The organism is Shewanella glacialipiscicola (assembly GCF_023283485.1).
Lineage (GTDB): Bacteria > Pseudomonadota > Gammaproteobacteria > Enterobacterales > Shewanellaceae > Shewanella > Shewanella glacialipiscicola.
On sequence record NZ_JAKILU010000025.1, the window covers coordinates 20,143 to 44,647 of the forward strand.

Annotated in this window: 19 protein-coding genes; 5 read left to right on the top strand and 14 right to left on the bottom strand. The window is 45.3% G+C overall.

Going from position 1 to position 24,505, the window contains the following annotated elements:
• Positions 1-4 precede the first annotated feature (4 nt).
• The 4 genes from L2717_RS15355 to L2717_RS15370 all read right to left on the bottom strand — a co-directional run bounded on the left by L2717_RS15355 (position 5) and on the right by L2717_RS15370 (position 7,562).
• Positions 5-283: a peptidylprolyl isomerase gene (locus tag L2717_RS15355; protein WP_076497981.1), complete on the bottom strand. Its 279-nt coding sequence runs from the start codon at positions 281-283 to the stop codon at positions 5-7.
• 160 nt (positions 284-443) lie between these two features.
• A complete protein-coding gene (gene mrcB / locus L2717_RS15360) occupies positions 444-2,750 on the bottom strand; it encodes a penicillin-binding protein 1B (RefSeq protein ID WP_220773500.1) in 2,307 nt (768 codons plus the stop codon).
• 93 nt (positions 2,751-2,843) lie between these two features.
• Positions 2,844-5,417 carry an ATP-dependent helicase HrpB gene (gene hrpB, locus L2717_RS15365; RefSeq protein WP_220773499.1) on the bottom strand — a complete coding sequence of 858 codons (2,574 nt, stop codon included), beginning with the start codon at positions 5,415-5,417 and terminating at the stop codon, positions 2,844-2,846.
• Positions 5,418-5,570: 153 nt separating this feature from the next.
• Positions 5,571-7,562 (bottom strand): TonB-dependent copper receptor, encoded by a 1,992-nt coding sequence (locus tag L2717_RS15370; RefSeq protein WP_248938093.1) that lies wholly within the window; start codon positions 7,560-7,562, stop codon positions 5,571-5,573.
• Positions 7,563-7,924: 362 nt separating this feature from the next.
• Between L2717_RS15370 and thpR the strand changes: the two genes are divergently transcribed.
• The gene (gene thpR / locus L2717_RS15375; RefSeq protein WP_220775169.1) at positions 7,925-8,482 is read left to right on the top strand and encodes an RNA 2',3'-cyclic phosphodiesterase; all 558 of its coding nucleotides are present in this window, start codon (positions 7,925-7,927) and stop codon (positions 8,480-8,482) included.
• A gap of 138 nt (positions 8,483-8,620) precedes the next feature.
• Here thpR and L2717_RS15380 read toward each other — a convergent pair whose 3' ends face one another.
• Complete coding sequence (locus L2717_RS15380; RefSeq protein WP_248938094.1) at positions 8,621-9,400, bottom strand: tetratricopeptide repeat protein; 780 nt, start codon at positions 9,398-9,400, stop codon at positions 8,621-8,623.
• 432 nt (positions 9,401-9,832) lie between these two features.
• Here L2717_RS15380 and crp point away from each other — a divergent pair, with 432 nt between their 5' ends.
• The 4 genes from crp (at position 9,833) to L2717_RS15400 (ending at position 12,878) form a co-directional block, all read left to right on the top strand.
• Positions 9,833-10,468, top strand: coding sequence for a cAMP-activated global transcriptional regulator CRP (gene crp, locus L2717_RS15385; protein ID WP_220773948.1), 636 nt, complete (start codon positions 9,833-9,835; stop codon positions 10,466-10,468).
• A gap of 82 nt (positions 10,469-10,550) precedes the next feature.
• The gene (locus L2717_RS15390; protein WP_220773949.1) at positions 10,551-10,898 is read left to right on the top strand and encodes a PepSY domain-containing protein; all 348 of its coding nucleotides are present in this window, start codon (positions 10,551-10,553) and stop codon (positions 10,896-10,898) included.
• Complete coding sequence (locus L2717_RS15395) at positions 10,879-11,553, top strand: response regulator transcription factor (RefSeq protein ID WP_220773950.1); 675 nt, start codon at positions 10,879-10,881, stop codon at positions 11,551-11,553. Before L2717_RS15390 ends, L2717_RS15395 begins: the two co-directional genes overlap by 20 nt.
• Complete coding sequence (locus L2717_RS15400) at positions 11,550-12,878, top strand: ATP-binding protein (protein ID WP_220773951.1); 1,329 nt, start codon at positions 11,550-11,552, stop codon at positions 12,876-12,878. The genes L2717_RS15395 and L2717_RS15400 overlap by 4 nt, the downstream gene beginning before the upstream one ends.
• Before the next feature lie 93 nt (positions 12,879-12,971).
• Here L2717_RS15400 and L2717_RS15405 read toward each other — a convergent pair whose 3' ends face one another.
• The 9 genes from L2717_RS15405 to sspA form a co-directional block, all read right to left on the bottom strand.
• Positions 12,972-13,775, bottom strand: coding sequence for a DUF1338 domain-containing protein (locus tag L2717_RS15405; RefSeq protein ID WP_220773952.1), 804 nt, complete (start codon positions 13,773-13,775; stop codon positions 12,972-12,974).
• 197 nt (positions 13,776-13,972) lie between these two features.
• Positions 13,973-15,433, bottom strand: a complete 1,461-nt coding sequence (gene astD, locus L2717_RS15410) for a succinylglutamate-semialdehyde dehydrogenase (RefSeq protein ID WP_220773953.1) — start codon at positions 15,431-15,433, stop codon at positions 13,973-13,975.
• A gap of 9 nt (positions 15,434-15,442) precedes the next feature.
• Positions 15,443-16,462 (bottom strand): arginine N-succinyltransferase, encoded by a 1,020-nt coding sequence (gene astA / locus L2717_RS15415; RefSeq protein ID WP_012197665.1) that lies wholly within the window; start codon positions 16,460-16,462, stop codon positions 15,443-15,445.
• A gap of 127 nt (positions 16,463-16,589) precedes the next feature.
• On the bottom strand, positions 16,590-17,807 hold the full coding sequence (locus L2717_RS15420) for an aspartate aminotransferase family protein (protein ID WP_220773954.1): 1,218 nt from the start codon (positions 17,805-17,807) through the stop codon (positions 16,590-16,592).
• Between the two features lie 781 nt (positions 17,808-18,588).
• Entirely contained in the window at positions 18,589-19,734 is a 1,146-nt protein-coding gene (locus tag L2717_RS15425; protein WP_220773955.1) for an HDOD domain-containing protein, read from the bottom strand.
• 203 nt (positions 19,735-19,937) lie between these two features.
• Positions 19,938-22,418: a S9 family peptidase gene (locus tag L2717_RS15430; protein WP_220773956.1), complete on the bottom strand. Its 2,481-nt coding sequence runs from the start codon at positions 22,416-22,418 to the stop codon at positions 19,938-19,940.
• Positions 22,419-22,596: 178 nt separating this feature from the next.
• Positions 22,597-23,181, bottom strand: coding sequence for an anthranilate synthase component II (locus L2717_RS15435; RefSeq protein WP_220773957.1), 585 nt, complete (start codon positions 23,179-23,181; stop codon positions 22,597-22,599).
• 192 nt (positions 23,182-23,373) lie between these two features.
• On the bottom strand, positions 23,374-23,811 hold the full coding sequence (locus tag L2717_RS15440) for a ClpXP protease specificity-enhancing factor (protein WP_220773958.1): 438 nt from the start codon (positions 23,809-23,811) through the stop codon (positions 23,374-23,376).
• On the bottom strand, positions 23,811-24,440 hold the full coding sequence (gene sspA / locus L2717_RS15445; RefSeq protein ID WP_220773959.1) for a stringent starvation protein SspA: 630 nt from the start codon (positions 24,438-24,440) through the stop codon (positions 23,811-23,813). Before sspA ends, L2717_RS15440 begins: the two co-directional genes overlap by 1 nt.
• Positions 24,441-24,505: the final 65 nt, after the last annotated feature.

Sequence of the window (24,505 nt, forward strand, 5' to 3'; positions counted from 1 at the left end):
GGCATTAAGTCCGATAAAGCACTTTAACCACATGAAAACCAAACTTTGTTTTCACAATATGTGGCACTAATAACTCACCGCTGAAAGCGACTTTATCGAACTGGGGCACCATTTGACCTTTTTTAAACTCGCCTAAATCACCGCCTTTTTTAGCCGATGGACAAGAGGAAAAACGTTTGGCGAGCATCGCAAAATTAGCACCGTTATTCAGCTGCTTAATAATATCCTCAGCCTGCTCTTTATGTTTCACTAAAATATGCACGGCGGCAGCGGTTTTATACATGATATTTCTCACTTGGAATTAACCACTCATACAAGGTTAAATTGGCGTTATCGCGTAAACACACGACAACGCCATTCATACTCTGCAAAGACGGTTTTAACTTAACGGTATATGCTCAATACGCAGGGCATTATTGAGCGACTCTCAACCCAACTACCAACTATTGGCCGAGAATTTTTTGCCACCACTGTAACGGCTCACCACAGTTGTTTATTGGACGATAGGTTGCCGTTAATGCTGGCAGCGCATCAACATTGCTACAGGTAGACTCTTTAGCGATACCAGTATCACGGTCAAAAAAGCCCCTTACTACCCCATTGACCTGAATCGAACGCAGGCTTATCGGTGGGCGCTCCTTTAAGAAGGCAAGATATACGGCCATGGCGCCACTGCTACCATATAAGCTGGTTTTACCGTTATCGTCACGCCCCACCCAAATGGCCGCGACGTTACGCTCATCAAAACCGGCAAACCAAGAGTCGCGGCTGTCGTTACTGGTACCTGTTTTACCTGCTAATCCCACGCCGGGGAACGCATTACCCAGACGCGTCGCAGTTCCGGTATTGACCACTTGTTGCATCGCGAACTGAATTAAAAAGTCCGTTTCAGGCGATATGGCTTGCTCTTTAGGTAGTCGCGTTACGGGTAATGGATTCTTTTCAGAATCGAGTACCGCCGTCACGGTAGTTAATTTACGGTAAACACCACTGTCGGCTAAGGTTTGATACACCTGCGCCACCATTAATGGTGAACCATTGACGGCACCCAGCAACATGGAAGGGTACGGATTTAGTGGTTCATGCCAGCCCGATTTAGCCAAGGTTGTTGCGACCGCATCCACACCAACCGCAATACCGAGGTTGACTGTAGGTACGTTCATCGACTTTTTTAGCGCTGTTAACAGCGGTACTTGGCCAGTAAACTTTTTATCAAAGTTTTGTGGTGACCAAGTTTTACCTTGCTCACTCTTTAAGGTTATCGGTTGATCTTTAAGCGGTGTCGCTAACGTAAATTGGCTATTAGGTGCTAGAGCGGTGGCATACACAAAGGGCTTAATTAACGAACCTATAGGGCGGCGAATTTCTACCGCGCGGTTAAAGCCGTCAAATCCTGGAGTTTTATCACCGACCATAGCCGCGATGCCGCCGGTATATTTATCTGTGACTACCATGCCTATCTGTAATGACTTATTACTCTTATCTAAGCTTTTAAGCGTTCGGGTTACCGCGATTTCGGCAGCTTCTTGAGCCATAGGATCGAGCGTGGTATAGATTTTCACCCCTGATTGCTTCAACAGTGCATCGCCATAACGCTCATTAACTTCTTGTTTTACTAAAGCAAAGAATGAAGGTAACTTCTGATGTGCGGGTTTATTTACATTACGAATGCCTAAGGGTGACTCCACGGCCGCCTTGTATTCGGCCGTATTTAAATGGCCTGCATCCATAAGTAAACGCAATACAAGATCGCGACGCTCTTGAATACGCTCAGGATATTTCCAAGGGTTGTAATAAGATGGGCCTTTAATCGCAGCCACTAAAAAAGCCTGTTGAGAAATCGTTAACTCAGTGATCGGGCGGCCAAAATAGAAGCGCGATGCTAACCCCATACCATGGACGGCGCGGGATTTATCTTGTCCCATATACACTTCGTTTAAATAAGCTTCGAGGATTTCTTCTTTGCTGTAACGAAAATCAATAATCACAGCCATTAAGGCTTCGCGCACCTTGCGCAGTAAAGAACGTTCACTAGACAGGAAAAAGTTTTTCGCTAACTGTTGCGTTAACGTCGAGCCGCCCTGCACTGTGCGCCCCGCACTGATATTGACCAACGCGGCGCGCGCAATCGCAAAGGGATTAACGCCGTGATGTTCATAAAAACTGCGATCTTCCACCAGCAGCAATGCCTGCACAATCGACTGCGGCATTTCTTCGGTGGGCACAAAAAGTCTGTCTTCGCCGTCACCCGTAATAATGCGATCGAGCAATACCGGTTCAAGGTGGAACACGGCAAGTTGGCGCTTGTCTGACACTCGGGTCACCGAGCTGACGCCATTGCTGTCGAAACTTATCATGACTCTTTGTTCGACCTGATCGCCTTCAGGATGCAAAAAGGGTCGACGCCATAATTCAATACGCGTGCTTGAGGCCGAAAACTCGCCAACTTGGCGTGGATTGGCCACTTTGCGATAACTGAGCAACTTAAGCTCCGCCATAATTTGCGGATGGCTGACGGCAGCGCCAGGATAGAGCGCCATAGAACGGCTAAATACCTGCGCTGGCAGGTGCCATTTTTGTCCTTCAAATTTTTGCGCAATAATTTGATCAAGATAAATGCTATATAAAGTGACGAGGGCCAATCCAGCCAAACCCAGCTTCCAAGCAATTGACCAAATTCGTCGAAACACACCACGGTTGTTTTTAGACCTGCGAGACGCGGGTGTTTTCTTTGTTGTCTTAGTTGTCATATCTACTTCATCATTGGTGCATTTAAGGACTTAAGCCATAAACACAACGGCAAGCACCTTGTGCATTAAAGCCTTTTATAAAGGCTGGCTAAACTATGGCTGAGCTAAACCCAAGGTTTTTTTCTTGGTAAATTTTGTTGGTAATGTATTCACAGGATCGTCGGGCCACAAATGTTTTGGATATCGGCCGCGCATTTCCTTTTTCACTTCTACATAAGGTCCCTGCCAAAAACTGGCGAGATCCGCCGTCAGCGCTAATGGTCGCTGCGCCGGAGAAAGTAACTCCATCGTCACCTTTAACTTACCCTGCGCGAGCATTGGACTTTGTGCCATACCAAAGGTTTCCTGTAACCGCACACGCAGCAGCGCACGTCCAGACTCATCGTATACAATCGGCGCTGAGGTTCCGGTGACTAACGGCCACGAAGTGGGCAATAACTCCTCGAGTCGTTGTTTCTGCTGCCAGCTCAAACAGTTTGCCACAAAAGCAAAACAATCGAGCTTAACTAATTGCGGCAGATTATTCACATTTTCAAGGTAAGGCGCCAGCCAAGTTTCGAGATTGGCTAATAGTGCTTCATCATCAACTTGGGGCCAGTCGCTAGCAACATCAAACTCAGTAGCGAGTTTCAGCCTGTATTGAAACTGTTCTAAGTTAGCGTTCCAATTGAGAATTTGTAATCCTTGCTGGCGAATATAACCCAGTAAGGCCGCGACAATTTGTTTACGCTCAGGCTTAGCAATTGTCTCGGTTTTTACTAAAATTTGTCCGACCTTGTATTGGCGCTGCGCAATAACGCGGCCCTTACTGTCATCCCAGCCACATTGTTCATGGATTTCTAACAAATCGGTTAATTCGCTATCAAATAAACTCGGCTGAAACTGACTTGCCAAGTAAATTCGCCCAGCGTTTCTACCCTCAGTTTCTTGAAAATCGGCCACCACCATCCATGGGGTTTGCGACAATGCATCATCACCAGCCAGCACCACGCCTGTGCCATTAGCTAATTGATAACCCTCAACACCGCGCGCTTTGGCGATGCGATCTGGATAAGCGAGCGCCAATAATAATCCCACATCACTGTGATGGGCATGGGTTGCGACTTGAGATAAATCAGCGGTTAATGCGAGTTTTTTCTGCCACTGTTTGGCTTGCTGTCCCGCTTGCCCTTGGCTGGCAAAGTGCAAGTAATTCATGATATCGGCACCTTTTTTAGGTAGCCCTCGCGCCTCTAAAATTCCCGATAGCAAACAAGCTAAGCTACCTAATTGCGCAGCTTGCCCGCTGATATTTTTTGCGCCGAAGCTTTTAGCGCCCAATAGCATGTGGGCGAGCCTTGGGTGGCATCCTAGCTCGTAGGCCGTTTTGCCGTGGGACGTCAGTTTATTGTGGCTATCGACCATGCCTAAACGCTGTAACAGTTTCCACGCCAACGCCTCATTCACACTCGGCGGCGGCGTTAACAGCATTAAATCGCTAAAAGATTTAGCGCCCCAATAGGCACAATCGTGGGCCATAGACACCAGATCCGCTTGGCTTATTTCGGGTTCATCCGCCCTTAGCATCCGCCCATGTTCTTCTTGGCTCCACAGGCGTACACACACACCTGCCGATAAACGTCCGGCGCGGCCGCTGCGCTGAGTCGCAGAAGCTTGGCTAATACGCTTTAAGCCTAAACGGGTTACGCCGGTCTTGGGATTAAAACTGGCTTGGCGCTTATAGCCACTGTCGATGACAAAACCTATGCCCTCAATGGTTAAGCTTGATTCTGCGACGTTAGTGGCTAACACGATTTTGCGCCTGCCGTCTGTCGTTGCCGCTATTGCGCTGTCTTGCTCCGCCCCTGAAAGCTCGCCATAGAGGGGGCAAATCAAAAAAGCATCATGACTTAAACGCTCACGCAGAAATTGCTGTAATCGTGAGATTTCGCCTTTCCCGGGTAAAAACACCAGCACAGCATTATTGGTAGCCGTTTTATCGACACTAGCGCTACTAGCCGAGACCAAATCGAGCACGCTGCGGCCAAGGTGATCAATCCAATGCAGCTGAGTCGGCACAGGGCGATATTCGATGTCGACAGGAAAACTGCGACCTTCACTATGTAAAGTCACGGCTTCTGGCATCAGTTCGCCCAAGGCAAGGCCAGATAAGGTCGCTGACATAGCTAATATCTTTAAATCGCCCCGCAATGAGGCTTGTACTTCGAGCGCTAGGGCAAGACCTAAATCTGTGGTGAGGTGACGTTCATGAATTTCATCGAAGATGATCATTCCAATCCCAGTTAACTCAGGATCTTGTTGGATCATTCGCGTCAGTATGCCTTCGGTGACAATTTCTAAACGGGTATTAGCGCTGATTTTAGCTTCACCGCGGACGCGATAGCCCACCTCTTGCCCCACCTTTTGCTGGCGACAGCTGGCAATATAATGCGCCACACTGCGAGCCGCGACGCGCCTAGGCTCGAGCATTAAAATACGGCCACTGATTTCTGGCCAATCCAGCATAGCCAAAGGTAATGCCGTCGATTTTCCCGCACCCGTGGGCGCCTCGAGGATCACTTGAGCGTGACGAGAAAATGCCGCGCGCAGCGGTGCAAGTAAAGAATGAATGGGTAGATGGTTCAATGCACAAATATACAAAGGAGAAATTATTCGGCAGTTTAACATAGCTGGTTAATACTGTCCCTTTAACCCCCTCACCTTTAAAACAGTCATGCCAATTGAAAGAATTGTCCTCGATTGCGTTAGCTAACGCAATCGAGGAGATAGGTAGAAAAACCTAGATTAATATTGAATACTTACTTGAAATATCTACCTAATTTAAAAACGATAATTAAGTTTTACCCAAGCATTGCGTCCCGGCTCATTAACCCTAAACATCGCTTCACTACCGGGGAGATCGTTGCCTGTACCCGCTTTACTCACGTGCTCGGCGTAGGTGATATCAAATAAATTCTCAATACCCACAATCAGCGATAAATCTTTGGTATAGGACCAAGAAGCATTGAGCGCTAAGGTTCCAAAACCATGACTGGCGCCCAAATCCTGCCCTACGATATTACCATGGCCTAAGGTATATCTATCTTGAGCCGCAACCACACGCCACAGGGTCGCCAAGGTCCAACTATTCCATTGATAATTTAGAGTTAACCTTGCCTCAATAGGTGAAATCTGCCCCAGCGCAACCCTATCGGTATCGTTGTTCCCCCGCGTATAGCTTACGGTTAATTGAGTCGACCACTGATCGTTCAGCGCGTAGTCTAGACTAGCTTCGCCACCATACAAGGTTGCGTCAATATTACGTGCAACAGCCGCAGTTCCTGTGGCATCGACCAGTATATAATCTTCAATTTGACCATAAAATAATGCCACCGAGGTTTCAATTGGCCCCTGATAAATCCAACCGATATCAAATTGATTCGTAGTTTCTACATCCAGATCAAAAGCTTTTTGCCCTAAAGCCGTTGCACTGGTCTTCATGATCTCCCAATAATCGGGCATACGTTGAGCAGAACCAAAACCCGCATAGTATTGATGTCCCGCTAAAGCATATTCATAACGCACAAAACCACTGTAAAGTTTGTCGTCACGTTCTCCCATCTGGGCAATTAACAGCTCTGTATTCCACAGGTCATAACGTATACCGGCATGAATGCTATTTTTATCGATGCGATAGATAGATTCGGCAAAGAAGCCGTAATTTTTATAACGCATATCGTCTTTAAATGGTTTTTGCAGTAAGTCATCTAAACCGACATCACCAGCAGCCATGCTGCGACCATCATGCTCACTCGACATGTAATCAAGGCCAGCAGTCAATTCAAGTGCATCCAAAGGGGTTAATTCTAGCCAAACATGACCTCCGTCGGTCATGCGCCGCACATTGGATCCAGAATTTACACCTTCATCAAATCGATCCATTATGTGATCGTTTTTATTACTAAAAAATTGTACTTCAACTGCGTTTAACCAAGTCGATTCAAATTCGTGCTGTAGTAACGCGGTGACATCGCGATTATCAATCTGGCGAGCCTTATTTAATCGATCGGCATATTCAGCTTCCCCACTAGACTCACCATAAGCAAGCTCAAACACTGTCCGCTCCGATGGCGTCCAACCTAAAGCTAAATGGCTATTCTGGCGGTCATAACTGGATTGAACTTTGTTGCCATCGCCATCTTGATAATGATCGCTACTTGATTGATTCATATCAAAATCAATATAATAATCTTTATCACCTGCCGTGATTTCAATAATGCCATCACGGCGCTCAAAACTGCCACCCGTTGCGCTGGCGCGACCTTCAGCATCGGCATCCGCAAATTTATGACGATTCTTTTCAAATAAAACAGTGCCAGCCGTGCCAACGGGACCATATTTCACAGTTTGTGGGCCTTTTATTACTGTTATTTGGTCATAGGCTTCTGGGTAAATGTAGTTAGTCGGCGGATCCATTCGTCCACCACAGGCACCGTAAACATGCTGACCGTCATCAACAATGCTTAAGCGCGAGCCACCTTGCCCTCTAAATGTCGGATCGCCACCGGAGCCCCCTTTGCGGGTGACATTAAATCCGGGGATAGACCGTAAAAAACCGGAACCATCATAGGCCGGCAAAGGTAAACGATTTTGTTTAGGATCACTGACCAAATGCACAGGCTGACGCATGACATCACCCGTGATTAATAAGTAATCGGTACACGTCTTATTTTCTCCACAGTTTGTGGCTTGTGCTCCTAACGCTAACTGAGGCAGTGTGGTGCCCAAAATACTGGCAATGATATAAGCTAACTTCATAAGCTTGTTTGACATAAATCCCCCTAGGTATTGTTTTTAAACACTTTTCAATAGGGGATTCTTATGGCTTTTAATTTAACAGCAATCACAATAGAAAAAAGCGCGACAATTTGCCGCAGCTAAAAATGCGCCAGTGCACATAAACAGAAATGATGAGAAGTAAGCGACTTAACGACTATCAATACTAACAATGTATCGAATTGAGCGCTTTAAATGAGAGGATATTAGCAATGGATGTGTCGCCGCCCGACTAAAAATGGCACCTTAAAAAGCGTTAACGTGTCGATAAATCCAACCATAGCCTCAAAGCTAACATGACACTTAATACCAAAAGGTTGCTTAACCTCTTCACGTTCAGCATAGGGACTAGCCAATATATGCAACAGAAATTGTTTCTGGGTTTCACCCCAACAAGCGCACAAAAAGAATATCTCATAACATTGCAACAAACACTGTGTACAAGCCTAGCCCCTGAGGCAAAACCCGTTGGCGCTCACAACTTACATTTAACCCTCGCTTTTCTTGGCTTAGTCGATGAGAGACAAAAAATAAACTTGATTGATGCGGTCAATAATTTAGTTAAGCCCACATTTAGCATAAATCTCAACGGGTTCGATTTATGGCCCAATGCACAAGTATGTTGCTTGAGGGGTTATGCAATTGTGCCATCGTTAGCACAATTAGCGAGGCAAACACAGCTAATAGCCGAGCGCCTGCAATTATATAAAAGTGAACACACCTTTTGCCCGCATATCAGTTTATTCAGAAAGGCAAAAGAATGGCGGCAGGCTAATAACCCCCCAGATTTAGCGATGTTTAAAAATATAGATAAGAGCGGATTAACCTTAAGACCAGACAGTTTGCATTTATATCATTCTACAAACACCACAACCGGAGTGGAATATCAAACACAGCATACTTGGACGCTCACTTAAACCGATTAAAGCATGTAATACCCAAGTTTTATTTAGGCTGTCATTCACGTAATCAACAAGCTTTATTTAAAGATATTATCTTTAAAAGCGATAAAATTAACTTGAAGCGCGTTCTTTTATAAAAATGGTTAAAAATACTTATTCTAATAAACGTAGGGTTTCACGATAGGCACGTTTTTGTTCGTAGGTTTGCAGCCTTTGTATAAACTCATCCGTTTTAGTCATTACCGCGCTTGCTTTTAATGCTTCAATGGCTTTTTGTTGAGTCGAAATAGCGGCACCAAAATTGCCCACCTCAGCGTAAGCTGCAGCAAGATTATCTAAATTAGTGGGATCGTTTTCATTAGTTTTAAGTAATTTTAAAGATAATTCGACCGCTTTATTGCCATCACGATATTGAGCTTCAGGACACGTGGCTAAGATCCAGGCGACATTCCCTAAGGCGACATCATCACCCACATGGGAGAATTGCTCGACCGCTTTTCCGCAATTTCGCTCAACACCGTCACCGCCAGAGGCGTAAATAAAGCCTAAACGAAACTGAGCCCAGCGACTTCCTTGCTCGCCCAGTGCTTTATACCAATGCTCAGCCACAGCTAAATCACGCTTCACTAGCTGGCCCTCATATGACAAATCAGCTAGCGTTTGTTGTGCTTTTTCATGCTGCTGCTCAGCTGCAAGGGATATCCAATGCAAGCCAGAGGGTACTTCTTGCACCACAAAACGTCCCGACAGATACATCAGCCCCAGTAAAAACTGCGCATCGGCATCGCCCTGCTCCGCTGTAATCTGAATATGTACAAACTTACTGGCGGCAAGTTCAGCGGCAGGTTGTGGGATAGAAAACGCTTGAGCGGCAGAGCTGAGCCCTAATGTTAGGCTTAAACCTACGCTCCAAACCCATAATCTGTATTTCACTGAGTTAACCTCTCTTAAAAATGATTGCACTCAAAGTTAGCCAGAATTAACCTTATAAGTCGAGCCTAAATCTAAGCAGAACTCAGGAAAAAGACTCAAAATAGCATTATGGGCGTTCGCTTTTACAAAATTAAAACAGCTAAAAATGTAATTTAGGGTCGCTTTGAATCCATTATCTATAATAAAAAGACCTTAAAGAACTGGTAAGATGTGATTAACTCGACAGAGTTAAGTGATTCCAACAAGTTTTAAGTCGATTTAGTTGACTTAAATCACTAAATCAGCAAAATAAGCTCTAATTTTAGATGGTTAATTGCATTTATTCACTTATTCTAAACTAAGACTTTCATCAAGTTTTTGTGCGTTTAATTGACGTAATATGCTTATTTAGAATACTCTTACTTTCGTTTTAATCAATCGAGGAATATCAACATGGCTCTGATTGGTAAGCCAAAACCGGATCCAACTTTGGAATGGTTTTTATCACACTGTCACATTCATAAGTATCCAGCAAAAAGCACTCTTATCCATGCTGGTGAAGACTCAGACACCCTTTATTACATTGTAAAAGGTTCTGTAGCCGTATTGATTAAAGATGAAGAAGGTAAAGAGATGATCCTCTCTTACCTGAATCAAGGTGACTTTATCGGTGAGTTAGGTTTGTTTGAAGAGCAAGCAGAACGTACTGCTTGGGTTCGAGCGAAGCAAGCTTGTGAAATTGCTGAAATCTCTTACAAAAAATTCAGACAACTGATTCAAGTTAACCCTGAAATTCTCATGAAGCTATCTGCACAAATGGCCTATCGCCTGCAAAGCACTAGCCAAAAAGTGGGTGATCTTGCATTCTTAGACGTTGCAGGCCGTATTGCTCAAACTCTATTACATCTAGCGAAACTGCCTGATGCGATGACACATCCTGACGGCATGCAGATTAAGATCACTCGTCAAGAGATAGGTCAAATCGTTGGCTGTTCACGGGAAACTGTGGGCCGTATTTTGAAGATGTTAGAAGAACAGAATTTGATCCAAGCTCACGGTAAAACAATCGTGGTATACGGTACGCGTTAAGTTAGTCTTCAGCTTGATTTAAGCCGACCTGATTAAAGTGGCCTAGAATTAATTCTAGGCCATTTTTTATTGGAGAGTTCAAATGAAACGGCTGTTTTTAATGTTTTTTTTCAGTCTGTTAATGTTTACGCATCCAAAAAAAATGCATGCCGAACCGATTGAATTAGAACACTATCAAGCTAAAGCGCTCGTCAACTCTGGGCAAATACTGTCCTTAAACGGTACACTCGCTGTGGTTAATCAATTTTGCCAAGGCGAACTAATTGATGCGCATCTGTATCAAGAAGATCATAAATGGCGCTATGATTTACAAATCAAAGTTCAGCGGGGCCAAATCGTCAATCTCAGTATTGATGCAACTAATGGTCAAGCTGATAACTCAATAGCACTACCGAGCGAATGTCGAAAACATGAAACTGTTACTCGTTGAAGATAACCCTATGTTGGTCAGTGAGCTTTCAAAGCAGCTCAAAATGGCTGGCTATGTTACTGATATTACTGATAAGGCTGTTGAGGCCGATTACCTGATCAAAGAAACCCAATACGATTGCGTGATTCTAGATATCGGTTTGCCCGATGGTAACGGTCTTGAATTACTCGAAGGCTGGCGCGCTCAAGGGATCAGCACTCCGGTGATCATGCTAACCGCCCGTAGTCAATGGCATGAAAAAGTCGAAGGTTTTAATGCTGGCGCCGACGATTACTTAGGTAAGCCCTTCCATACACAGGAATTATTGGCGCGAATCCAAGCTTTAATCCACCGTGCACATGGTCGTCTAAATACCTCAAGTAAACAATTGAGTTATGGTGGTGTGGTTTTAGATGAAGCCGAGCAAACAGTTAAAGTGGCCGAGCAGTTATATGAACTCACCGCTATGGAATTCAGACTGTTAAAAATCTTCCTTATGTCACCTAAGAAGCTGTTATCTAAGACACAACTTACCGATAAGCTCTATCAGTTTGACGATGAAAAAGAGAGTAATGTGGTGGAGGTTTATGTCACCCATTTACGTAAGAAATTAGGCAAAACCGCTATCGAAACCCGTCGCGGCCAAGGTTATATCTTCCACGGCATTGTTGAATGATTTCAATCCGTACTAAGCTCAGCTTATGGTTAACGGGTCTATTAGTTTTAGGTACAGTCATAGGGCTCATATTGTTTGAGTCCATGCTACGACAAGCCTTCCACGACTCTATTATCAATCGCTTAGAAGAAGATCTTGAACACATTATGTTGGCAACCCATATCCATGATGGGGATATCAGCATAGACCAGAGCCAGCTTTCCAGCTTCTACAAGCCCGCCTATTCAGGCCGTTATTTTCAACTTAATCTGCCAAATGAAGTGATCCGTTCACGCTCGCTGTGGGATATGCAGTTAGATATTGAACCGCTATCCCCCAATCAAACGCGCGTCTGGCAGGCTAAAGGCCCTAAAAATAACGATATGCAGCTGTTATCGTTGGGGCTAAATTCTAGCAGCGCGAATGTCAGTGCTACTTTGACCGTTGCCCAAGATTTAAGTATTGGCAGGCGGGTATTCAGTGAGGTTTATGGCACTAAGCTTGGGATAAATCTCGCCATGCTATTTGCGATGATTGCGGGGATTTTCATTATCTTGCGCCAATCTTTTAAGCCCGTAAAGCATATTCAGCACGCGCTTTCTCGGCTAAGAGAAGGTGAGATTACCGCGCTAGAACTAAATAACATTCCCCCTGAAGTACAGCCATTAGCCAAGACCTATAATGAGCTACTCGAGTATACCGCCAAACAAATTGAACGTAGTCGCAATAACTTAGGTAACTTAAGCCATGGTCTCAAAACGCCACTAGCCGTAATGCAACAACAGGTTGAAGCCCTTGGCCTTAAAGATCCCGAAACCGCCATTGCGTTGCAGCAACAACTCGATGTTATTCATAAGATGGTCGAGCGTAAACTGGCGGCAGCAAGGATCACCGGTGACATGCTTCCTGCGGCGCAGTTGGTGATCCCAAGGGATTTACAGAGTCTGGTTAATACCTTAAACAAGGTTCATCGTAACAAGAACATAGAATGCGATTTTGACCTTGACGCAACTATTTTACGCTTACCCATCCACAGAGAAGATGGTATGGAGCTACTGGGTAACCTACTCGATAACGCCTTTAAGTGGGCTAAGAGCAGAGTGAGTATTCAACTATCACGCCAGCAGGATCGGCTCAGCCTTTGTATCGATGATGACGGCCCAGGAGTTGCCAATGATGAGCTCAATCAACTCACCCAACGGGGCACTAGGCTAGATGAGTCAGTAATCGGCCATGGCTTAGGGCTATCGATAGTAAAGGAAATTGCCGAGCAATATGAGATTGATCTCAAGTTCAGCCACAGCGCTCGCTTAGGTGGACTGAAAATTGAACTGAGCTTTAGCTAACATCATTTAAGCTATTTGGCTTACAGCACCTTTTTAAAACATAAAAAACGCCATCGAATTGATGGCGTTTTTTATGCTTAATGTCTGTTGACGTTAGGCTTTATTCACGTTCGTACTTTCAAAAATCTTGTCGGCAGAAGCCGCCACAAAACCGGTATACAGCTCACCATTGGTCATAGGATAACGTAGGGCAAACTCATAGAAACAGCTGGGGATTTCAACCGTGGCATCGTTAAATTCAACGGCCATTTTATCGGCCATTGTTGATGACTGCTCTAATAAAACTTCAGGTGAGCCTTTAATCTCGCCGCCTGAGCCATTGAGCACAAAACCCGCTTGTTTTAACTTATCATTCACAGCCTCTAAGGTTGCAAAACCATCGAGATGATTGATAGAGACTGTGAAATGGTTAGCACGATAACCAAATGCCGCCACCCAAGCCGCATATTCACTCTCGGCTAATAAATCCTCATAGGTTTGAGCATCTAAAGACCAGTGACGACCTGAGTAGATAAAATTATCAGCCGTTGTTGCGATTACATTTACTTGAGCAATTAAGTCTTGAATGGTTTCTTGTAGCGCAGGGCTAAATTCCTCAACCAACAGTTCAGAAATAAACACTTTAGGCTGTGTCGAGTCTGGGTGCTCAAAATGTTTAGCAATTAGTTTTTTCTGCTCGAACTTATAATCACCGCAAGCGACATAACCTAACGAAGTGAAATGCTTGGCCAGCACATCTAAATTCACCTTGTCGATATTAAAAGTGCGCAGAGCGATATGATCGTTGATGATAGGCTTACCATGGCCCAGCAACGCATGCACTTTGGCCGCTGATGGAGTCATTTTAATGTAGTCTAGCCATAAATCGGCAAATAACGCGTTAATATCGGTATGCATAAAAACTCCTTTTATTGTGCTGCGGTTATTGCTGTTATTTTGCCGCAAACACTCAATGTAACGACTTAAATGCCACTGTTGTTGCATCGCACATGCTCACAGTAGAAGCTTAAGTTACGTTACAGCTTATTATTAAAAAGGAAGAACATGAGTTCTTCCTCCTCTATTACCATACAAAATATTTACTCACTCAACGCTTATAAGCTCAAACCAGGGCTTAATGTTGCAGGCAAGCTTACTGCATCAGCCTCGACCGAAGCGACCGGATAAGCACAGTAATCAGCAGCATAGAAAGCACTCGCTCTATGGTTACCCGATGCACCTATACCACCAAAAGGCGCCGCGCCTGATGCACCGGTGATTTGCTTGTTCCAGTTAACAATACCGGCACGAATACGCGCCAGAAAATAGTCATAATCTTCACGGCTATCGGCCAGTAAACCCGCAGACAAACCATAACGTGTTTGGTTGGCCAGTTTGATTGCCTGATCGAAATCGCTATAACGCACCAGCTGTAGCAGAGGTCCGAAGTATTCTTCATCCGGCAAGACATCAATAGCCGTCACATCGATAAGGCCAGGAGAGACTAAGCCCGTACCCGCTTCTAAATGGGTTAACTCGACTAACGATACGCCACCCAAATTCTGCAGATTTGTCTGCGCCGCAACCATACCTTTGGCTGCAGTTTCAGAAATCATTGAGCCCATAAAAGGTTGTGGCTGCGCGTTCCAAGGACCGACTTTAATCTGCTTGACCGCATCAGCTAACATGGCAATCAAGGCATCGCCCTGCTCGCCTTGCTCTACATATAGACGGCGCGCACAAGTACAACGTTGGCCAGATGAGATATAAGCCGACTGCAAAATATCGTGCACGGCAGCTTTGATGTCCTGCACATTTTTGATGATCAGCGGATTATTGCCACCCATCTCAAGCGCTAAAATCTTACCCGGATGACCGGCATATTGTTGATGTAAAAAATGACCTGTGCGTGAGCTGCCAGTAAAGAACAGACCATCGAGCTGCGGGTGAGAAGCCAGTGCTTTACCCGTATCCACCTCACCTTGGACTAAGTTAAGTACGCCAGCAGGCAGACCCGCTTTATCCCATAGGCTAACCATCAGCTCAGCAACTTTAGGCGTCAATTCAGAAGGTTTAAAAATCACAGTATTCCCAGCCAGCAGCGCAGGCACTATGTGACCGTTCGGCAAATGACCGGGGAAGTTGTAAGGACCGAACACCGCCACAACGCCGTGGGGTTTGTGACGGATAACCGCGCGTCCCGCTGGCGTATCGTTGGCTTCAGTGCCCGTACGTTTATTGTAAGCCGCGGCTGATAGCGCAATTTTGCCTATCATGGCGCCGACTTCGGTTGCCGTTTCCCACTGAGGTTTACCTGTTTCTTGGGCAATCGTTTCAGCCAATTCCGCTTTGTTGGCTTCAAGTTGGCTGCGATACGCTTCGACTATGGCTAAGCGTGCATCGAAACCTAACATAAACCAATCAAACTGCGCGGCGCGCGCGGCATCAACGGCGGCGTTAACTTGTTCTGCGGTGGCAGTTTTACCTGTCCAAATAGTTTGAGCATTGGCAGGGTTAATTGAGGCCACGTCATGACCTTTGCCAGCATGCCACTGACCTTGAATATAATGTGTCATTTGCTATTCCTACATTGCCAAAATACGGATTTGATCGCCTTTTGCGAGCAACAAACCCGCTGCCAGCTCAGGGCTGATAATGATGTGTTCGGATTTGTCGTCCACAGCCAGTGCGGCAGACGTCGCTCGATAATTGGCTAATTGAGTATTTGAGATAATAAATTGAGTGTCGGCTTCGACCATGTCACCAATATCGACGGTTAATAAACGGCTTTCACGCACGCCGCGAATGTCCGATAAACGACACTCAACCGTTGGACCACCATCAAAAATATCCACGTAACCGCGGCATCGAAAGCCTTCGGCCTGCAGCAGACTTAATGCGGGACGGGTATTGGTATGCACTTCGCCAATCACTTTCTGCGCTTCTTCCGGCAATAGACAAACGTATACCGGATTTCGTGGCATCATTTCGGCCATAAATGCCTTTTTACCCAAACCAGAAAGATAATCCGCCTGAATAAAATCAATGCCTAAAAAGTGTTTTTGCAGCCAGCCATAGAAAGGTGAATGACCATCGGCATCGCTCACACCGCGCATTTCGGCAATTACAGTTTCGCCAAAACGCTTTGCATGTTGCGCTAAAAACAGAAAGCGACTGCGGGATAACATGCGGCCATTGTTGCCCTTGCGATACGCTTCACGCAAAAACAGGGTGCACATTTCGGCGGCGCCAGTGTAGTCATGGCAAAGGGTGAGGGTTTCGACCTCGTTACGCACGTCAATTTGTTCGGAATGATAAACTTCAGTACCGAGTCGATAATGGTAGAAAGCATCTTCCATTCCCACGGCTGCTTCGATAGCGCACGTCCCCACCACTTCTCGGGTGTCGGTATCTTCCAGCACCATCAGATAACCTTCATCGAAGGGCGCATCGACGGTTTTGACGAATGAGGCTTCTGCTCGCGCAATTTTATGTCTGAGCAAATCGGCATTCACGGGTAATGACGTAAAACCATGACCAGACTCTTCGGCAATTTGATATAAGGCTTCAAAATCGCCAGCCTGAATAGGACGTATGATTAACATCTTAGTGTCTCCTCACTTTGGCTTGCCGTGCATCAAGGCGCCTCTCTTCAAAAAGACAGGTAATGATGCACGTAAGTATTCCCTGACAAAAAAGGAGTGCGAATAAATTCAGCACTCCTTTGGTCATTTAGGCGGCAGCTATGCTCGCCACAGCACGTTCAAAACGAGCTAGACCTTCAGCAATATCTGCCTCAGGGATCACCAGAGAAGGAGCAAAACGTACCACGTTAGCACCCGCCATCAGGCTCATTAAGCCTTCAGCGACAGAGGCTACTAAGAAGTCGCGTGAACGGCCTTGGTATTGTTCATTAAGTACAGCACCTAGGAGTAAACCTTTACCGCGTACTTCTGAAAATACATGATATTTTTCATTAATTTTGTTCAAACCATCGCGCAATAACTGCTCGCGATGTTTAACGCCGTCTAACACTTCAGGGGTGTTCACTACGTCTAACACAGCATTACCGATAGCGCAGGCTAATGGGTTACCGCCATAGGTAGAACCGTGAGTGCCCACTTTTAGATGTTCAGCAATCTCAGCCGTTGTCAGCATAGCTGCGATAGGGAAACCACCGCCGAGTGCTTTAGCTGTGGTTAAAATGTCAGGCACGATTTCAGTACCCATGTAAGCGTACAGTTCGCCAGTACGACCCACACCCGTTTGCACTTCATCAAAAATCACTAGCGCATTGTGCTTGTTAGCCAGTTCACGCACAGCTTTTAGGAATGCAGGATCGGCATCAATAATACCGCCCTCGCCTTGCAGCGGCTCAAGCATGATGGCACAGGTTCTGTCCGTTACTGCGGCTTCTAATGCGGCAACATCATTAAATGGCAGGTGAGTAATGCTCTGTGGCTTAGGACCAAAACCATCGGAATAGGCAGCTTGTCCACCAACGCTAACGGTGAAGAATGTACGGCCGTGGAAGGCTTTATCGAATGCTATGATTTCGTCTTTTTCAACGCCGTGTTTTTCTAAGGCGTAACGACGGGCAAGTTTCAATGCGGCTTCGTTGGCTTCGGCGCCAGAGTTGGCAAAATATACTTTGTCTGCAAACGTGCTGTTGACTAATTTAGTCGCTAATTCTAAGGCAGGCTCATTGGTCATTACGTTTGACAGATGCCATAACTTTTCGCCTTGTGTTTTAAGGGCATTAACAAGGGCTGGATGACAGTGACCTAAGCAATTTACCGCAATACCGCCAGCAAAATCGATAAACTCGTTACCCTCTTGGTCCCACACTCGGCTACCTTCACCACGTACAGGGATCACGGCTGCTGGCGCATAATTAGGTACCATAACTGCATCAAACTGGGCACGGTCTAGCTTTATATTCACGCTCATTTCTTCATCCTTTGTATTTATTTAATGGCAACGAGCACCATCAGAGTCCCATGCGTATCTTTATCTAGAGTTAGTGATACTGGGATGACTTGTATCTATTAATGACCATTATTAGCGAAAATGTGATCAAAACACCAGTTTTTCACAAACACCTATCCTATAACTTTGGCTCAAACTGCATAAAGATTGCAATTTAAGAACTATACAAGCACTTAATCCGGTGACTCTTAGCATAATTAGTCATAAAAAAAGTTATTTACCCCTCTTTTTACTAGTTATTCATTGAATATGAATAACTACAGCATGTTAACTAATCAAGCCTGAAAGTACAAAGTGGCTATTTTTCACTCTAACCTCAATGACTTCTGCTAATCATCATCCAGAGGAAATACACAGCGAATGTTTAAGGGGAAACGTCCTAATGGCTTGTCTTCTAAGCCGCTTATTTGGCTTAGTGCGGGCTTAGAAACGTACTATTTTCACATCTCGTATCTGCTACCCGTAAACCAACAGCCGCTCAGCTAAGTGAGGTTAAAATAATGACAGAACACTCGCAATAAATGTTGCATAAATGGCGTTATTTACAGTCAATGAGAGTGATGGACTTGAGGAGGTTATCGAATTTCAAGGTAAGTCATTATCGGGATGATAAGCCGATAATTTTCACCTAAGTTAATAGGCAAAAATACCGTTTGCTGACATGAGGCAATGCAAAATCATATTGATGCGTGTGCCCTATTATAGGCCGCCAGCGGCTATCTAACTCATGATAAACTGACCATTACAGCAGATCTAAACGTCGATAGTTTTGCGCTTTCAAACGCAACACTTCTTGCTCTGTTAATTCATAATAATCAAACATTAAGCGTCTTTCTTGTGGGTCGATTTGGCGCATTTCTTCGAGTAATACTACCTTCGCATAACAGTTCGCCCGTGCGACGATTGCAGCCTGAGGTGATAATTCTCGATAAGTTAAGGTTTGATCTAGCTCCTTCAATAACAATGTTAACGGACTCGTTTCAAACTTAAGTAACTCTAATAACTGCCAGTTAAGTTTATGCCCATGATTTAGCACTTGTTCATAGACAGCTTTGGCGGGAAACTCTGTGGCGATAACCGCATCATGTACCTCCTTGTCACGGCACAGACTCGCCTCCCGTATCCAAGTGCCCCATGTGTGATCAAATAATCGCGCACTTAAACTCAGAACAACAGACGTCCCTAATTGATTAAGCAAAGCACTACTGTACACCAATGCAGAATCAGTATTATGAAGCTGCGCTAATGTATTTGCCGCAATGCCACTGACTATGCTGTAGCGCCATAATTTACGGGTAGTCCACAACAACTTAGCATTAGCACTCGGCAGCCAATTACGTAAAAAAAAATACGGAATGATGCTACGCAGGTTTTCAATACCGATGAAATTCATCACTAATTTAATATCGGTGACACGTACGTCAGAACTCTGGGGGCGGCGCGCGCGAAAAGAGGGACTGTTGACCATGTTGGTTAAATCGCGGCACAACCAGCTTAAATTATTGATCAGCGGCCTTAAACGCGTTGCATCGAGATTTTTAGCCAGCAGTAACTCTAATAATAGAATTTGCGACTCATTGATATCGGCTTTAGCCAGCACTAATGCAGGTGACGCCAGTTGATGTTCAATCGCGTTATTAACCGTTTCATGTAGCTGGAGCGATACCGCATCAAACACTTCTTTGGCTTGAATTTGTTTCATTAACCGCGCCAAAATAGCTTCGCGCTCAACCTCTAGCTTATGGGCATCGGCTTCTAACTCTATATCGAGGTCATCCAAAAGAGTCGGGCTCGCTTGTTGCTTTCCGAGGATCAATTGTTGGTAGAGTCTGTGCTCTATTTCTATAATTTTTCCGGGCCTAACGCCACCCGCTACTGAAATCGCCACTAGCCATTTTCCTTTAGAACTAAAACATGAGTGACGCCAACACAATCAACCTGTCGAAATTATGATAATTTCAGCACATACACTTAATCTTAGCAATAATGCAAAGTCGCAGAATACAAACATAGTGTTATATCGAATGTTTCCTGTTCACTTTCTCAATAAAAAGGCCTCACATAGAGGCCGTTAAAAGAAATTGAGCTAAGTTATTTGAGCTCTTGCTCAAATAACTTATAGATGCGGCGGTATTCGTCCAACCAGCTAGACGGCTGACGAAAACCATGGGGCTCGACAGGATAAATAGCCGTTTCAAAGGTAGGCTTTTCTAGCTCAATAAGATGCTGCACCATGCGCACACTGTCTTGGAAAAAAACGTTGTCGTCCATTACACCGCTCATAATCAACAGTGGTTTAGTAAGCCCTTGAGCATGCTCAATAGGGGAGCTGCGCTCATAGGCGATAGGATCGACATCAGGCGTGTTTAAAATATTGGAGGTATAAGGCGCATTATAATGTGCCCAGTCCGCCACAGGGCGCAGTGCAGCTCCTGCTTGGAATAAATCAGGCGCAGTGAACAATGACATAAAGGTTAAAAAGCCGCCGTAAGAGCCACCATAAGTCCCGACACGCTGGATATTGACATTCGTATTAGTCGCCATCCAACTGACTCCATCTTTTAAGTCTTCCACTTCTGGATGACCCATATTACGATAAATCGCCGTGCGCCAATCGCGGCCATAACCCTTAGAGCCACGGTAATCCATGTCCATCACCACATAACCTTGCTGGGTCAGCAAATTGTGGAACATAAACTCACGGAAGTAACCGCTAAAGCCATAGTCAGCATTTTGCAGATAACCTGCACCGTGGTTGAAAATCACCGCAGGGTATTTCTCAGGGCGAGATTGATCGTAACCCTGTGGCAAATAGACGCGTGCATATACTTTATCAGCGCCATGGGTTGAAGGCACCGCTACGACTTCTGGCGCTTGCCATGGATAGTTTTTAAAGGCATCGCTGGTATAAGAGGTCAGCTGGTTTATCTCGCCGCCAATAGGCTGAACATAAAGCTCATTGGGTTGTGTGCGGCGTGAGGCATTGAGTAATAGCTGAGTGCCATCAGGACTTAGGCTGTAATCTAAGTTGCCATCCCACTGCGTTAATTGCTCATTTTTACCTGTGACTAAGTTAACCCGGTGAACGTTATAAATGCCAGGATGAGTTTGGTTAGCTTTGTAGTAGATATAATTCGCATCCGGTGACAGCGTGATGTCACTCACCACAAACTTGCCTTGAGTTAACGCGCGCGCATTTTTGCCTTGTGCTTTAGTATAAAGCTGCGAATAGCCAGATTCTTCCGACAAGTAATATAAGGTATCTGTACCCGGTAACCAACCAAATTGGTTGTAGTCGTAATTTACCCAAGCGTCGTCATGCAAACGATGTTCGGTGGTGAATTTACCCTTAGCTAAATCGACACTGGCGATCCAGCGATCTTTGTTATCGGTGGCTTCTAGCATCAGGGCTAATTTATCTTCCGATTCATGCCACTGAATCGCGCTCTGGGTCCAACCCCAATCCTGAATTAGCTGAATTTTGCGTGGCGCTTTAGTGCTTTGGTAAGTTTCACCTTTCGCTTTAGCATTCTCAGCTTTCACTTTGGCAAGCACATCTTCATCAAAACCTGTAAGCCCCTCAATAGTGATATCGACTTGTTTATGCAGGTTTAAATCAAGCACCACAAAGCGTTGTCCTGGCGGCGTATCTTCAGCCACACGGGCACGCACGGGTACTGGATTGATATAACCATCGCTACCTAAATAGTTAGGCATGATGTCGTGCTCACTGCTGCCGGTGTAATTCTTATCGGTCAGAGCAAGTAAAATATAGCGACCATCCGGTGACAGGCTCAGCTCTGACACTACTTCGCTATCGCCTAAATACCAAGTGCTGGCGGCGAGTGTGGGATCGCTTTTTTGTAATGCTTCTTTGTATTGCGCTTTCACCTTAGCATTCTCTTGCTGCAACGCCATATACTGAATCAATCTGTGCTGTTGCTTAGCAATATAAGACGTTGGCTCTTTTACACCTTCTGGCGCTTTCGCCATTTTAATTTCGGCAAGCTGCTCGACTAAGCCTGAGTCTTGATGAATCTGAAAAACACTGTCGCCCTGCCAATAGGCAATATCGCCATTATTGAGATAACGCACACCATCAATGGCGCTACGCTGGCGAGTCAGTTGGCTGATTTTACCCGTGCTTAATTGCTTAACAAAAATATTGCCCTGATACAGATAGGCCTTGTGGGACTTAGTGCGATCAAACACGCCAAACTGCTGATCCGCTGAATGCAACTTATCCAGGGCTAGCTCGACGGCGAGGCTGTCATTAATACCTTGCTGATAATAGCTGCGCAGAGGTGCTGCGCTGGCTTGGCGAGCAAACAGTACGCTTTGGCTATCGTCGCTCCAGTAAGCCTCTTTGGCAAAAATCCCCATCCAATCGGGGTTTGCCATAATTTGATTCAGCGTAAGCGCCTGTGAAACCTGTGGCGGTTGGGCTAAGGGAACTTGGAATGCTTGCGGGGATGATGCAGGAGCTGCTGTTTCAGTCGATGTCGCTGCGCAACCTGCCAACACGGCAACCGCTAACGCACTTAAACCCAAATTTCGCATTACGCTTCTCATTTGTCCTTCCTTTTATTGTTATCGCAACGGCAAATGATCCAGTCTGGTTTGGCCTATTCGCGTCGTTTGCCGAAGTTATAACATAGTTAATCGCTAAACTTGCTTATAAAGAAGGATAAATCTTGTAACAGAAATTGATAGTACGAATATAGTGCAGAGAGTCTTTAGGGCGAGGATATTATATAGGCGCAGCAGGTTGCGCTAAAAAATTGGCTAGTAGTTCAAGACCTTGTTCGGTGAGAATAGATTCCGGATGAAATTGCACCCCATAAAGCGGTAGATGTTGATGACTCATAGCCATTATTTCTCGGCCATAAATTGCATCATCAAACCAAGCATCAAGTACAAACCCTTCAGGTACGGCATCCACCAACAACGAGTGATAACGTGTCACTGTTAAAGGCTGATTTAACCCCTCAAATAATCGCTGGCCAGTATGGGAAATAATGCTGACTTTGCCGTGCATCACCCGTTTTGCCCGTATCACGTTGGCACCAAACACCTGCGCCATCGCCTGATGGCCTAAACACACACCTAGAATCGGCATGCGCGTGGCAAAATGTTCAATCGCTTTAAGCGAAATCCCCGCCTCATTGGGAGTGCAAGGACCAGGGGATATCACCAAATGAGTAGGCGCCAGCGCCTCGATTTCGGCGATGCTAATGTCATCATTACGTTTAACGACTATCTCTTGCCCTAGCTGCTGAAAATACTGCACTAAATTAAAGGTAAAAGAGTCGTAATTATCGATCATTAGCAACATACAAGATCCATTGGCCTAAATGGGTAAAGGTAACGCATATCCGACGGATGAATGCGGGCGCAAATGCTACCACACCTTATCCTCAAGGTTTAGCCAATTACGGCGATAAAATACAGCGACAAAAAAGCCAGTCATTCGACTGGCTTAGTTTTAAAACAACTTGAGCATTTCACCACAGCTATTTAGCGGCCGTTATTTAACGACGGTCAAATGGCTGCGACGCTTTGGTGGCTCATCAGTCGGTTCAGGCGCTTTAGCGTTTGTTTTAACAACCGATAAAGATGAATCGACTTCATCATCAATCAGATAAGCATCTTCGATATCGAAGACAGTACCCGAGCCGTTTTCACGGGCATAAATAGCGACAATAGCCGCCATCGGTAACATTACCTGCTGAGGAACACCGCCGAAACGTGCATTGAACTCCACAAACTCATTGCTAATTTGCAAATTGCCCACTGCGCCAGCAGCGATGTTTAACACTATCTGGCCATCCTTCACGTATTGCTGTGGTACTTGGGTACCTTTAACAAAGGCATCCACCACAACGTGAGGAGTCAATTGGTTGTCCATCAACCAATCATAGTAAGCCCTTAGTAAATAAGGACGATTTGGAGTCAAAGGCTTCATTACATACCCATGCGCATTTCGCGTTCAGATTCAGTTAAAGAAGCTTTAAACGATTCACGCTCAAAAATACGGGTCATATACGCTTTGATATCTTTAGCTACACGGCTATCTAGCTCAATACCTAATACAGGTAAGCGCCATAGCAATGGGCCAAGATAGCAATCTGCTAGACCAAATTCTTCGCTCATGAAGTAAGGCACTTCACCGAAGACAGGTGCAATAGCAATCAGGCTTTCAGTCAACTCTTTACGAGCCGCTTCAACGCGATCACCCTTACGAATACGCTCAACTAGCGCATACCAGTCTGTATCTATGCGGTGCATCATCAAACGGCTTTGACCGCGAGATACTGGATAAACTGGCATCAAAGGCGGATGAGGAAAACGTTCATCCAAATATTCCATGATAATGCGTGATTCGTATAATACGAGTTCACGGTCTACCAAAGTAGGCACTGAGTTATATGGGTTGACTTCAAGTAAGTCCTCAGGCATTTCGTTAGGGTCGACCTGTAAAACATCAACAGTAACCCCTTTCTCAGCTAACACGATACGCACTTGATGGCTATACAGATCATCAGCACCTGAAAACAGTGTCATGATAGAGCGTTTGTTGGCAGCAACAGCCATTGATACCCTCCAGAATCGAAATAAAACAAAAGTAAACGAGGGGCTAAGCCCCCCGTTTACACTAT

What these genes read in the sequence shown, in the direction of transcription:
- L2717_RS15430 (WP_220773956.1), bottom strand. Translation starts at nt 22,418, where the DNA reads ATGAGAAGCGTAATGCGAAATTTGGGTTTAAGTGCGTTAGCGGTTGCC.
- astA (WP_012197665.1), bottom strand. Translation starts at nt 16,462, where the DNA reads ATGTTAATCATACGTCCTATTCAGGCTGGCGATTTTGAAGCCTTATAT.
- mrcB (WP_220773500.1), bottom strand. Translation starts at nt 2,750, where the DNA reads ATGACAACTAAGACAACAAAGAAAACACCCGCGTCTCGCAGGTCTAAA.
- L2717_RS15440 (WP_220773958.1), bottom strand. Translation starts at nt 23,811, where the DNA reads ATGAAGCCTTTGACTCCAAATCGTCCTTATTTACTAAGGGCTTACTAT.
- L2717_RS15370 (WP_248938093.1), bottom strand. Translation starts at nt 7,562, where the DNA reads ATGTCAAACAAGCTTATGAAGTTAGCTTATATCATTGCCAGTATTTTG.
- hrpB (WP_220773499.1), bottom strand. Translation starts at nt 5,417, where the DNA reads ATGTTAAACTGCCGAATAATTTCTCCTTTGTATATTTGTGCATTGAAC.
- crp (WP_220773948.1), top strand. Translation starts at nt 9,833, where the DNA reads ATGGCTCTGATTGGTAAGCCAAAACCGGATCCAACTTTGGAATGGTTT.
- L2717_RS15400 (WP_220773951.1), top strand. Translation starts at nt 11,550, where the DNA reads ATGATTTCAATCCGTACTAAGCTCAGCTTATGGTTAACGGGTCTATTA.
- thpR (WP_220775169.1), top strand. Translation starts at nt 7,925, where the DNA reads ATGCAACAGAAATTGTTTCTGGGTTTCACCCCAACAAGCGCACAAAAA.
- astD (WP_220773953.1), bottom strand. Translation starts at nt 15,433, where the DNA reads ATGACACATTATATTCAAGGTCAGTGGCATGCTGGCAAAGGTCATGAC.
- L2717_RS15395 (WP_220773950.1), top strand. Translation starts at nt 10,879, where the DNA reads ATGAAACTGTTACTCGTTGAAGATAACCCTATGTTGGTCAGTGAGCTT.
- L2717_RS15355 (WP_076497981.1), bottom strand. Translation starts at nt 283, where the DNA reads ATGTATAAAACCGCTGCCGCCGTGCATATTTTAGTGAAACATAAAGAG.
- L2717_RS15435 (WP_220773957.1), bottom strand. Translation starts at nt 23,181, where the DNA reads ATGTTGCTAATGATCGATAATTACGACTCTTTTACCTTTAATTTAGTG.
- L2717_RS15420 (WP_220773954.1), bottom strand. Translation starts at nt 17,807, where the DNA reads ATGAGCGTGAATATAAAGCTAGACCGTGCCCAGTTTGATGCAGTTATG.
- L2717_RS15390 (WP_220773949.1), top strand. Translation starts at nt 10,551, where the DNA reads ATGAAACGGCTGTTTTTAATGTTTTTTTTCAGTCTGTTAATGTTTACG.
- sspA (WP_220773959.1), bottom strand. Translation starts at nt 24,440, where the DNA reads ATGGCTGTTGCTGCCAACAAACGCTCTATCATGACACTGTTTTCAGGT.
- L2717_RS15405 (WP_220773952.1), bottom strand. Translation starts at nt 13,775, where the DNA reads ATGCATACCGATATTAACGCGTTATTTGCCGATTTATGGCTAGACTAC.